Annotated in this window: 9 protein-coding genes; 4 read left to right on the top strand and 5 right to left on the bottom strand. The window is 36.4% G+C overall.

The annotated features are described in order from the left end of the window. Positions 1 to 405: 405 nt before the first annotated feature. The 3 genes from dprA to ACM03V_RS30475 form a co-directional block, all read right to left on the bottom strand. A complete protein-coding gene (gene dprA / locus ACM03V_RS30485; RefSeq protein ID WP_414624561.1) occupies positions 406 to 1524 on the bottom strand; it encodes a DNA-processing protein DprA in 1119 nt (372 codons plus the stop codon). A gap of 168 nt (positions 1525 to 1692) precedes the next feature. After that, on the bottom strand, positions 1693 to 2349 hold the full coding sequence (locus ACM03V_RS30480; RefSeq protein WP_414624560.1) for a DUF2301 domain-containing membrane protein: 657 nt from the start codon (positions 2347 to 2349) through the stop codon (positions 1693 to 1695). Between the two features lie 93 nt (positions 2350 to 2442). Next, the gene (locus ACM03V_RS30475) at positions 2443 to 4809 is read right to left on the bottom strand and encodes an adenylate/guanylate cyclase domain-containing protein (protein WP_414624559.1); all 2367 of its coding nucleotides are present in this window, start codon (positions 4807 to 4809) and stop codon (positions 2443 to 2445) included. A 1098-nt stretch (positions 4810 to 5907) separates the two neighbouring features. On the opposite strand from ACM03V_RS30475, the gene ACM03V_RS30470 reads away from it, so the two are divergent. The 3 genes from ACM03V_RS30470 (at position 5908) to ACM03V_RS30460 (ending at position 9353) form a co-directional block, all read left to right on the top strand. Further along, a complete protein-coding gene (locus ACM03V_RS30470; RefSeq protein ID WP_414624558.1) occupies positions 5908 to 6528 on the top strand; it encodes a hypothetical protein in 621 nt (206 codons plus the stop codon). Between the two features lie 203 nt (positions 6529 to 6731). Further along, complete coding sequence (locus ACM03V_RS30465) at positions 6732 to 7871, top strand: AbrB family transcriptional regulator (RefSeq protein ID WP_414624557.1); 1140 nt, start codon at positions 6732 to 6734, stop codon at positions 7869 to 7871. A gap of 183 nt (positions 7872 to 8054) precedes the next feature. Next, entirely contained in the window at positions 8055 to 9353 is a 1299-nt protein-coding gene (locus ACM03V_RS30460) for an ATP-binding protein (RefSeq protein ID WP_414624556.1), read from the top strand. Positions 9354 to 9833: 480 nt separating this feature from the next. Here the strand turns inward: ACM03V_RS30460 and ACM03V_RS30455 are convergent, their stop codons facing one another. Continuing rightward, on the bottom strand, positions 9834 to 10631 hold the full coding sequence (locus ACM03V_RS30455) for an SDR family NAD(P)-dependent oxidoreductase (protein ID WP_414624555.1): 798 nt from the start codon (positions 10629 to 10631) through the stop codon (positions 9834 to 9836). Positions 10632 to 11044: 413 nt separating this feature from the next. Here ACM03V_RS30455 and lysS point away from each other — a divergent pair, with 413 nt between their 5' ends. Next, on the top strand, positions 11045 to 12202 hold the full coding sequence (gene lysS, locus ACM03V_RS30450; RefSeq protein WP_414624554.1) for a homocitrate synthase: 1158 nt from the start codon (positions 11045 to 11047) through the stop codon (positions 12200 to 12202). 72 nt (positions 12203 to 12274) lie between these two features. On the opposite strand, the gene ACM03V_RS30445 is transcribed toward lysS, so the two are convergent. Further along, positions 12275 to 12892, bottom strand: coding sequence for a glutathione S-transferase family protein (locus ACM03V_RS30445; RefSeq protein WP_414624553.1), 618 nt, complete (start codon positions 12890 to 12892; stop codon positions 12275 to 12277). Positions 12893 to 12900 lie beyond the last annotated feature (8 nt).

The raw sequence follows: 12900 nt of genomic DNA, 5'->3' as shown, positions 1-12900 counted from the left end.
ATTAAACTATGTATGATTATGTTTGACTATATTTTCATTAAACTTAATATATACTCAATGTTTGTAACCGGAACACGTTTCACAAAGACTTTGGATTCCCCAAGGACGATGGTGTGATTCGTCCCCCAACCCGTGCTTGACTCATTAGAATCACTATTGGCAAGTAAACAGCGCAATTGTAAATTATCCAACTGAGCAATTTGCGAACTGAGCTTAAAGTACCTTTTTCTTCTAAGTTCTATATGGTTCTTGACCATTTTTTCCCTTTCAGTTTGAGTAGTTAGATTACAAAGTCAAACCTCTGCACTTTCTCTACAAGAAGCCCCACTTCCTGCGTCTACCGCGTCTAGTAAGGTTTTTTTCAATAATCATCTTTAGCGGGAAGAGAGAATTGATAATTGTTCATTAATAATTCCTCTGATATCGCATTCCTGGAAGTTGGGAAACTAACCCCATTAATTCCAACTGTAATAAAGCGCTGGAAACTTCTGAAGCTGGCATTTTGGTTTGTTGAATTATAAAATCAAAGGGCAAAGATTCTGAAGAAATTGCTTTCATTACCTGGTGTAATTCTGCGGGCAAATCTGGTAACGGCTTCTCTATATCTGGGGTTAAATTTATTACATGAGCTTGAGGAATCGCACCCAACATTTTTAATAATTCATCCAATTCTTTAAGAATGGGAGTAGCACCTTGAGAAACTAATTTTAAGCATCCTTGGGAAGAAAAATCATCGAGTCTTCCTGGTAATGCGTAAACATCTCTACCAAATTCGTTTGCGTAGTCGGCTGTAATTAAAGCACCGGATTTTTGAGGTGCTTCCATGACTAATACAGCGCGAGATAAACCTGCAATAATCCGATTGCGTCGCGGAAAGTGAGTGCGGTGAGGTTGAGTTTTTGTGGGATATTCGCTGACAACAAAGCCTTGATTCAAAATCTGCTTGTATAATTCCCGGTTTTTCGCGGGATAAACCATATCTACACCCGTACCCAAAGCTGCGATGGTACGTCCCCCCGCTTTAATTGCTGCCGAATGTGAAGCGGTATCAATGCCTTCCGCTAAACCTGAAACCACCGTAAAACCATTTTGTACCAAAGCTGTACTAATACGGCGCGTCCAACGAATACCGTATTCCGTAGGTTGTCTGGTTCCCACTATGGCAACGAGAGGTTTTTGTGCCAAATTTTCAGCCTTATCTACCTTGCCGCAATAGTAAAGCACGGCTGGAGGGCTGGGGATTTCCAGCAGCAAACGGGGATATTCTGCATCTGCGGGAGTCCAGAAATTAGGATTTTCTTGTTCGTGCTGTTTAAGAAACTGTTCGGGATTTATTTGGGAACGTTGTTGAATTACCTTTTGCAAAGTTTGATAACCAAAACCTTCAACTTCTCCCAATTGCGAAGAATTTGCTTCCCAAGCAGTTTTCGGGGAACCAAAATGTTGCTGTAGTCTTTGCAGTAAAACTGGGCCAACCCCCGAAACCCTAGACCAAGCTAACCAGTACGCACGTTCTTCCGTCAATTTTCTATCCTCATCCCTACTGAGCTAGTATTCCCAGAAAGACAATGAACAATTATCAATTATCAATTATTAATTGTTCGTTGGGGAGAGGGGGAAGAGGGAGGGATGGGGAGACAAGGGGACATATTAATTCCCAATGCCCAATGCCCGATGCTCAATTCCTCACCTTTAACCTTTAACCTTTAACCTTTGACCTTTTAAATATTCAAATACCGATTTATCTCCAATATCTGGGGGAATTGCCTGTACTGATTTACGAATTGCGAAAACTAGAAAAAATACTGCCCAAACTGCTAATAAAGCTTTTTCTACTTCTAAGGGGAGAATATTTGTCATGTGTCCTAAAAGTAATAGCGGAACTATAGGAGTTAGTATTTTAGTTTCTAGACGATTGAAACAAAAAGCTTCTTTGAAAAAAATACCTGTTAAAGCTGCAAAGGTAAAGCCAATTCCTAATATAGTTAGGGGATAATTGTAAACTGTTTCTGCTAAGGTTCCGCTGTTGGAGAAAGCAAAAACAATTGCCGAAATGCTACCAATTGCCCAAAATACTTGTAATAGTCTGTGCAACTCTACCATGTAGATATGAATGCTCAACAAGCTGACTCCGAGAGCAAGACTAAAACCAGCGTACAAGAATGCGATCAATTGTAAATGGGGATTATCTTTGAATAATACTAAAGCCGTACCAATGGCAAAGAAAAGTGCGGCGATCGCCAACCCCGCACGATAGATAATTACACCCAATCGGTCATCTTTAGTAATCGTAAATTCACCAAATTGACCTTGATAAGTTTCTGGTATCGGTGCTGTTTGTGTTGTCATAGAATTTTAGATTTTAGATTTTAGATTTTAGATTTTAGATTAAAGTAGAGAGTTAAAGGATTTTAGATTAGGAGTTAATAAGTTCTCCCCCCTCTACCCCCTCTCTTCCCTCTCCCCATCTCCTTCTCCCCTCATTTCCCTCTTCCCTATTAACAAATAAGTAGTCATAACACCTCTTCCTTTAATAGAAATTTCTCCGCGTTTTTCTAAAATAAATTCATCTCGCAATCTGTGATAAGTTTCAACGGTAACTTGAATTTTTCCAGGTAAACCGTGAGATTCCATTCTGCTGGCAATATTTACAGTATTACCCCATAAATCGTATGTAAATTTTTGCAGCCCAATTACTCCGGCAACTACTGAACCTGTATGAATTCCAACGCGAATACTCAAGTTTAAATTATTCCTTTTATTAAATATCCCAATAGCATCTTGCATTTCTAATGCCATCGAAGCAATAGCTTGAGGGTGATCTGAACTTCGGGTAGGTAAACCACCAACCACCATATAAGCATCACCGATGGTTTTGATTTTTTCTAAACCATATTTTAACGAAAGACGGTCAAATACAGAAAATATTTGATTTAGTAGGTTCACTAAAATTGTAGCGCTCACTGAAGTTGCAATTTTTGTAAATCCCACAATATCTGCAAATAAAACGGTTACATCTTCAAAATGCTCTGCTATGGTACCCGGTTGCTGTTTCAAACGATTGGCTATACTAGCTGGTAAAATATTAAGTAATAAGCGCTCGGCTTGTTCTTGCTGATGACGTAATGCTTTCTCCGCTGAGATTCTGGCGGTAACGTCGCGAAAAATGGCACGTGTAGCTACTGGTCTTCCTTCGACAAATTTACAGTTAAGGTTTCCTTCTAAAAAGATAGTTCGATTATCTTTAGTCATAAATGCAGCTTGAAGCTGTTCGGAATTACTGCTCGACATGACACGATAAAAAGCATCTCGACACCGGATTTTAAAATCTGGATGTACAATATCAAATACGGATATTTTCTCAAGTTCGGCTTCGGTATATCCTAAAGTTTCTTGCCAAGCACGATTAATATATAAAAATCTTCCGTAAGGATTAACTGACTGAATCAAATCGTTGGCATTTTCAAATAAATCGCGGTATCTTTCTTCACTTTCTAATAGTGCTGACTCTGCTTCTTTTCTTTGCAGAAATTGCGCTATTTGACTGCCGATCGAAACCATCATTTGCTGCAAGTCTTCATCTTTAAATACTACCTCTCGGCAAAAGAAGATCATTACTCCCAAAATTTGATTATCGTTGAGAATCGGAAAACCGAAAGTTGCGTGTAATTGTGTTTCTTCAACCTGTTTAAATCGCGGACAAATATCATCATTGGCTATATCCTCGCACCATAAGGGAGAAATATTTTCCCAAATTTTACCAGCCAAACCATTTCCTACTTGTAAAGTTGTTAGCCAAGTAATAGCTTCAAACTCTCGCACGTCAACTCTTCGAGATGACCAGATTTCGACGCATCTCAAAACAGGATTGCTCGAACATTTCTGGTTTACACTTAGGTATTGACTGGGAGTCCACAATTCTCCTAAATCCCATCCCAAACTTTCACAAATTGCCTGCAAAATTTGCGGCATCGCTTCTTTAACTGTAATTGATTCTGACAAAATATTAGTAATTGCATACTGAGCGCTTTTACGACGTTGACGGCGTTTTTTAGCGGTAATATCTCGACCAATATAAACAATATCTTCTACACCGTTAATTTTCTTACTAATTACCGAACAAGAAAAAGCAATTAATTTTCTTTCTCTTGATTTTGTCCGACATACAACTTCTACATTTTGAAAATATTTTTTGTACAAAGAACGTTGTTGAATCGCTTTTTGCAATAATTTATTATCAGCAATAATTAAAGAAATTTGTTTATCGATTAATTCTTCTTCTGTATAACCGAGTAATTCTACCGTTGCTTTATTTATCCTTTTAATTATCCCGGTTTTAGTCGTTACAATCAACGCATCCGCCATTGAAGCGATTACTTTATCCAAATAGTTTTTATAAGCAACTAAAGTACTTGAGAGCAAATTCGTTTCATTGGCTCTTTGATTTAACTTTTGCTCTAAGAGCATCCTATCGCTTACATCTTCAATTAAAACTACCAATCTATTTTCAATCGGTTCGCCGATTATATATATATCTATATAAAAATCGCCATTATCTTGATTGAAACGGTAAATACCCTCTAACTCAAAGAACTCCTGTTCCCCTTCTAATATAGATGTCATTACATCTTCAAGCCCGACAAACTCCGGAAACCCAAGACGAATATCTTTTTGTAAAACTACTTCTTGAGGATAATAAGCAAAACGCTGCGCCTGCTTGGATATATGTAAAATAGAAAAATTCCCATCCAACTCCAAGCTTTCAAACTTGCGCGGTGCATTGTGTTTATTAAAAATTTTCTCTAACACATGATATTTCATCGTGGCGCTTTAAATTAATTAAAAAGGAAAAACGAATCAAAAAAATTCCAATTCAAACTAAAATTACTATTCTAGTTTAATAGTAATTTTAATTTCATTTTTTTAAGCTCGTCTTCCTACTCTTAACTTTTCAGTTAGATGTAGGCACCATTGATAATTGTATATGTACGTAATCTATTAGAGCGTCACCCTGAAATTAAATTTAAAATTGACTATCTTATTTCAAATATCGATCGCACCAATAATTTGCCACCTGGCAATCTGGTTTAACCAACAACTGGTAGATATACTATCGCAGTAAAAATATGCCTCAAAATGTTCATTTTTATTAAGTAACCTTTTAAATATTACCGCAAACAGGAATTGCTGCTCGTTGAATTATAAAATCGCTTTAGTTCAATCCACTATACTAGTCTTTAAAGCGTTACAGAGCAGCTAATCGAGCCATAGCTTCTACTGCATTGCAAAAATCTATAGTAAGTAAGTCGGCAGAAATAAACCGAATCATGTAACAGAATGTTAATTAGGCTTAAACTCTTACCCCTACTGCCGACTGCCGACTGCCTACTGCCTGCCCTAATTATAATTTTCAACGCCAACCTACTTAGCAGTGTCTCAGTGAATCAAATGTAGTATATTTATCTGTACCTACGTACAAGTTAAAAAGGTATTTAAAGCTTACGCAAAAGTCACTGGTGTTGTGCTACTAATTACTACGTTAGCGTAGTATCTTCCAAGGATAAAGATAGTAACTTTAATCTATCGAGACGTTAGGATAGATCCCTAGATGTAGTCTATTTTATTGCTCGCCACTGTAAAAAAATATCGCTTAGAGGATGGGCGGAAAAGTATTGTGTTTTACTTGCAGCACCTCGGAAACCTAACCCCCCTACCCCCCTTCCCAAAAGCGGGAATGGGGGTTTCAAAGCCTCTCTCCTTCTAGGAAAGAGGTTTCGAGTATAGTTATGGACTTTTCAAACACCCTCTTAGAGTGAATATAAATTTAATTGACAATTGCAAGTGAATATCAATAAGTATAAGTTTGTTGCAAGAGCTTTAAATCTGGCAATAAGGGCAAAATTTTTAATGATTATCGCGATTGCTTCGCAGATGCCCGAAGGGCATGAGGCTTTATTGTCAGCTCTAGCAGTGCGGGCAGAAGTTAGCAATCCTAACGGTATTAAGAATAAACCAGAACCCGGTTGGAGTTTGTGGCGCACGCGAGATAAAGCCCAAGAAGCAGATTTTGATTCTGGTTTCTCGAATCTGGAATTAGGGGCATATTTAGAATTTGAAAATGCCTGTAAAATGTCTTTCGCGCTTCCGGAATCTGAAATAAAATATTGGTTTAGGTTGAGCGATCGCGTTAGTCGTATTGGTACGGGTAAAGTCGAATTTGGTTGTTGGGATGGAAAGCGTTTTTTACATACTTATATTAGTACCGCAATTAAAAGTAGTTTGGAATATGTTGATTGTCTTCAGGTAAAATCTGCCGCAGGTGGTGTATTAATTTGGTCTGAGCCAACAGGTAAATCTAAACTTTTACGAGTCATTGGTAATGGTGAAACTGTTAAACCTGGATATTTCCCGGCGACAATTAACAATGATGGGAATCGTAATTGGGTTGCTATTAGTTCTCCCGTGGAAGGATGGGTTTCTGATGGAAGTATGAAGGGTGAAGGGAATTTAAGATTGTGTAGTCGATGATTTAAAGTTATATATAATTAAATTTTTAAACGACAATTTACAGAATTTGCGGTTCGATAATTTGGAATTTGTAAATTAATAGTTTGCGATTTTAAACAGATAATACAATTTTTCCAGCCAATCTACTTACAAAGCAAGATAAACTAGGATGGGAATTAATGATTTGATTCTTATTGTAAATATATCTGTTTATAAATAGCTTTGTGATTGAAAAAAATCTACCTTTACAAAAATATAATTGTAAAGACTGGCAACAGCAGCTTGTCTCCTATCTTCCCCAATTAACAATAATTGCCTCTCAATTAACTGTAGGAATTATTGCAGGTTTAATATTTAGCTGGTTACAAATTCCTGTAAGTTGGTTGTTAGGTTCGATGATTGGGGGAATTGCCTATTCGGTGATTCAAGGTAATCCCCAGCCATTACCGAAGATGTTCGTTACTGTAGGTAAGGCATTTATCGCTCTTTATACTGCGGCACGTTTTTCTTGGGAAACGATAAACGTTGCCGCAACTTATGCCGTACCATTACTGCTATGCGTGCTGATTACTGGTGCCTTAAGCTTGTTTCACGGGTATTTATTATCTCGCTTGTCTGGTATTGACAGGGTTACGGGATTAGTAGCGTTTATCCCTGGTGCTGCCTCTAGCATTGTGCCTATAGCAGAAGAAATGGGAGCAGATGCAGTCGCCGTAGCAGTGTTTCAATCAATACGGTTATTACTAGTAGTATTGCTGATACCCAGCGCCGCCGGTTTCTTTTTTCCAGCCGATTTGAATAGCTCTGTAACAATAGCAATCGCAACAACAACAGCGGATAATTCATCAATACCGATGTGGCTAAATTTAATCGTATTAGCTGGATGTTGCGTTGTGGGAATGTGGGGTGGAAATCGTTTAAGTTTACCTGCTTCTGGGTTTTTAGGTACATTTTTAATTGGGTTAGCGGTATTTTGGGGTTCCCCTTACGAGTTGCAAGTTCCTCAATGGTTATTCGCTGTGGGATTATTATGTGTAGGGCTTTCGATTGGGGTTAAATTTGATATTAAAACCGTAAATAAACTTCTGAAAGCGGTGTTAATTGAAATAGCTTTAGTAATCTCATTGATTATTTTATGTCTGGGTATTGGTTACGAATTTCATGTATTTACTCACGTTGATACCATTACTTCTTTATTAGGATTTACCCCTGGAGGATTAGAAGCAATGGTTGCCACCGTCATGCAGTTAGGTGGTGACACGGGTTTAGTATTAGCAATGCAGTTAACGCGAATGTTAATTATTATCGCTTTGGGGCCTTGGTTGGTAAAATTTGCGATCAAAGTTGCTGACAGCGAGCAGTGAGCAGTGAACAGTTAAGAGTTAGGAGTTAGGAGTTTTTATTTCTTCCCCCTCTTCCCCCTCTCCCCCCTCTACCCCATCTCCCCTCTCTCAAATATAAGTATAAATTTGCTCTACTTTTTCAAAATTTCCGAAGTTAAACTGGTAAAAGTGTGTTTTTAGTAATATTTAATCGGCTTTATCCAAATGTTATCTACGATTTTTATTCCTCACGGACATTGTTATTTGTGGAAAACTGGATTGGTTTCGCTGCATCTAATTTCAGATTCTTTGATTACAGTGGCTTATTTTTTAATTCCCATCATGCTTGTCTATATAGTTCACAAACGAGATGATGTTCCTTTTGATTGGATATTTCTTTGTTTTGGTGCTTTTATTATTTTGTGTGGCTTTACGCATTTGGCGGAAGTTTGGACGTTATGGCATCCTAATTATTGGGTTTCTGGTTGGTTAAAAGCTTCGACTGCGGCAATATCTCTAGCTACGGCTATTTTACTTTTTTGGTTAATTCCAAAGCTGTTAGCTATTCCTAATGTTCCGAAATTGTCAGCGTTAAATATAGCTTTAGAAAAAGAAATTCTTGAAAGAAAGCTGATAGAAACAAAGTTAAACTTACAAACTCAGCAGTTACAAGAAACTTTATTAGAACTTCAGCGTACTCAAGCTCAGATGATTCATACCGAAAAAATGTCTGGGTTGGGACAAATGGTAGCAGGAGTCGCTCACGAAATCAATAATCCGGTGAGTTTTGTTTATAGCAATCTTGAACCTGCTAGGCAATATGCTCGTGATTTTATAGAGTTATTAGAACTTTATCAGCAGGAATATTCCCAACCTCTGCAAAAAATTCAAAATAAAATTGAAGAAATTGATTTTGATTTTATCAAAGAAGATTTTATGAAATTGCTTGATTCGATGGAGGTAGGAACCGAACGTATTTATAAAATTGTTTTATCGCTGCGTAATTTCTCCCGTCTGGATGAAGCTGAATTTAAGAAAGTAAATATCCATGATGGGATTGATAGTACTTTAATGATTCTGGGAAATCAGTTAAAAGCAACATCAGCACATTCTCAAATTCAAGTCATCAAAGAATATGGTGATATTCCTAATGTGGAATGCTATCCGAGTCAGTTAAATCAAGTCTTTATGAATATTATTGCTAATGCGATCGATGCTTTTGAGGAAAAATTAGATAGTAAAAAAAATAATTCAAATAAAATTACAATTTCTACTCAAAAACTTGATAACAATCTGATAAAAATCATTATTGCTGATAATGCTTGTGGGATTCCGACGGAGATACATTCAAAAGTATTCGACCCATTTTTTACTACGAAAGAAGTAGGAAAAGGTACGGGTTTGGGTTTATCTATTAGCTATGAAATTATCATAGATAAACACGGTGGGAAATTGTCTTTTGATTCTGTTATTGAGTTAGGTACAAAGTTTGTAATTGAGATTCCGATTACTCATGAAAAATAGATTAAGTAGGGAGTAGGAAATTAATTTATAAATAAACTCGCTATTTTTATAAATAGCGGGTTTATGACTTTTTTAAGTAAATACATTTATAATTATCTCGGACTAAATGTATCGAAAACTAAAAGTTTTTCAATATTATATAAAAATCTGACATCTAATTGGGAACAATAAATTTGTTGAGTAACTCGGTTTTTTGGCAATAGCGGGTTTCTCCCCATTCATTCCAAGGATTTTTGTAGGGTGTGTTAGACGCACGACTATTTCATGTATGAACGATAACCTTAATACGTCTAACGCACCATCCGATATTGCTGCATAACGGTATAAAGCTTTTAATTCCGTACTCAATCTTTTTAAGCATCGCACACTAGTAGTCTGGCAACCTAAAAATGCTAGGTGAGAATGTAAGGAGTAGCAGCAGAAAGTAAAAGAACAAAATTACGCCATATTTGCTAAGGATTTTAACTGAAACCAGAGAAGTCATTCCAGAATAGGTTCTAAGTGAGAAGAAATCATTAACGCGCCTCCATTAACATTAATCACCTGACCATTGACAAAACCGCTATAATCTGATGCGAGATACAAAGAAGCTTCCGCTATATCTTCACAAGTTCCCAAACGACGCACGGGTATGAGCTTTTTTAAAAGTTCGTATTTAGCCTCCAAATCAGGGTAATCTTGAGCAATGCGATTAGTATCTATTGTGCCGGGACTAATTGCATTTGCCGTGATTCCGTATGGTGCTAATTCTGTGGCGAGTGCCTTTATTAAAGCATCCAAACCACCTTTACAAGTGACGTTATGAGCGCGGTGGGATGCTCCGATTGTGCCGTCATAACCAGAAATATGAATAATTCGCCCCCATCCTCTCTCTTTCATACCCGCTACTACTGCTTTGGCTAAATAAAATGCAGAATTTAAGTTTGTGTTAATAACTTGATGCCAATCCTCAATCGAAAGATCAAAGAAAGATTGTTTTTGTCTAAGTGAAACATTAGAAACAATAATATCAACCGCACCAAACTTTTGGGTTGCAGTATCAACCATTTTTTGAACTGCATCGGGATTGCTCACATCAGCCATAACTGCAATTGCTTGAGCGCCTAAATCGCGAGCTTCTTGAGCAACTTTTTCAATCGCTTCTCGATTTTTATGACCATTAATTACAACATTCGCACCAGATGAAGCAAAAAGCAATGCGATCGCTCTACCAATATTTTGACCAGAACCTGTAACTATAGTTGTTCTACCTTGCAGAGTTTTATTCCGATCTTTCATTAGTAAATTTAACCTTTTTTCAACTATTTATAGCTAAACAAAAAATAAGCTTTTACATTGTACTACTCGGTTTAATCATCTTCAAATACTTTAATATAATCGCTAGTCATCTTCATGTAAAAATTGTCTAATAATGTAATAAAAGTAAGAAAATTCATATACGTTTTTGATTTATTATACCACTTAAAGAATCTAAAAAAGAGAACGGTAAATAGGAAACAGTAATCAGAAGTAATCTAGAGTTAAAACAAAAATGAAATTATTTTTATTAAATAAGGACTTCAAGCTGTTTGACAAAATATACAGACATATAAAATACAGCTATAACCAAAAATTACATATAATTTATTTTACAAAAACAGAATATAATAAAACTGTTGTAAAATAAACCAAGCTGTTATGAAAGGTAGTCAATGTTATTTAATAAACTAGCGATTATTGACTCTACTTTACGCGAAGGCGAACAATCTTGCTATGCTAACTTTTCGTCTGAAGATAAAATCGAAATAGCAAGAGAACTTGATGCTTTTGGAGTAGAATATATAGAAGTTACATCTCCATGCGTTTCCTCTCAATCCTATAAAGATTGTCAGCTTTTAGCTCATAATGGTTTACAATCAAAAGTTTTAACCCACATTCGCTGTAATTTAGAAGATGCTAAAAAAGCCTTGGATACGGGGGTTAATGGTATTAATATATTTATGGCAACCTCTCCACTTTTACGTAAGTTTGGTCATGGTAAAGAAATCAATCAAGTAATTGATATTGCTAGTGAAGTAATTACCTTTATTCATCAACAAAATCCTCAAACAGAACTGCGTTTTTCCACAGAAGATTCTTTCCGAAGTTCGCTACCAGATTTGCTCAAAGTTTATCTTGCTATTGCAGAATTAGGAATTGTTAATCGTTTTGGAGTTTCCGATACAGTTGGTGTTGCAACACCACAACAAGTCTCTCAATTAGTACAGACTTTACGTCAATGTTTTGATCGAGATATCGAGTTTCATGCTCATAACGATACCGGATGCGCGATCGCAAATAGTTATGCAGCTTTTGAAGCAGGTGCTACCCATATTGATACAAGTGTATTAGGAATCGGCGAACGAAATGGGATTACTCCTTTAGCTGGATTAATTGCTCGTTTATATACCCTCGATGCAGAAGGTTTACGTAATAAATATAACCTGAATAAGCTTTTACATTTACATCAAATTGTCGCGGCTAAAGTTGGCATCGAAATTCCCTTTAATCACTATATAGTTGGTGAATATGCCTTTACTCATAAAGCCGGGGTGCATACAAAAGCAATTTTAAATAATTCAAATACCTACGAACTAATTTCTCCCACGGATTTTGGTTTAAGCCGAAGAGTATTAATCAACCATAAATTAACAGGTTCTCATGCTCTGACTCATCGCATGAATGAACTCGGAATTAACTTAGATTCAACTCAAATTCAAGTCATTACTAGGGAAATTAAAGAATTAGCAGAACGGCAAAATGTAACTTTAGAAAAGCTTGATGAAATTTTATTATCATACAGTGATGTTTCCGCGAGGAAAGTCAATTGATTTAGGAAACAGAGTTAATTGTTTCATAACTTAATTCCGAATTTCCCCAATCGGTATCATCCAGACATTAACTTAATTTAATGGCATCGGAACAGTTGATTTTACCGATTCGCGCTGATGCAATTCATTAAACCAATTTCCGACATGAGGAAACTCTAAAAGCCAATCTTCATTTAAGCGAAAGCTGTAGTAGCCAAAGGAACATAATGCTGCTATATCTGCTGCTGTCCATGTGTCATTACCTAATAAATATTTAGATTGGGCTAATTGTCGCTCGAAAAATAATGCAAGACGATTAATTGAAGTTTCTAATTTAGTTCGATGACGAGTTGAAGCTAAATTATTTGTTAAATTAAGTATCCATAGATTGATGATATTATCACCTAAGTTATCTGCTAACTCTTCCCATTTCCGACAATCAAGCCTTGTGCGAAGATTGCTAGGATAAAAACTAGGTTGTGGATAAGTTTGATCGAGATACTCTGCAATTAATGTAGAATCCCAAATCACCGTACCATCTTGTTCTACAAACACGGGTACTTTACCAATGGGAGAAATTTCTAGGAATTCAGGAGATTTATTCAGCAAATTAATATCTTTTAGTTCACAATCCAAATTTTTCTCCGCTAATAAGATGCGAATTTTCCGAGAAAAGTTTGATTGTTGGTGATAATACAAAATTCTATTCATGAAAAAAT

Origin of the sequence: Calothrix sp. CCY 0018, assembly GCF_963920925.1 — a bacterium.
Classification (GTDB): domain Bacteria; phylum Cyanobacteriota; class Cyanobacteriia; order Cyanobacteriales; family Nostocaceae; genus Rivularia.
Note: the sequence above shows the minus strand (reverse complement) of the source record. Positions and strands in the feature narration are given on the sequence as shown.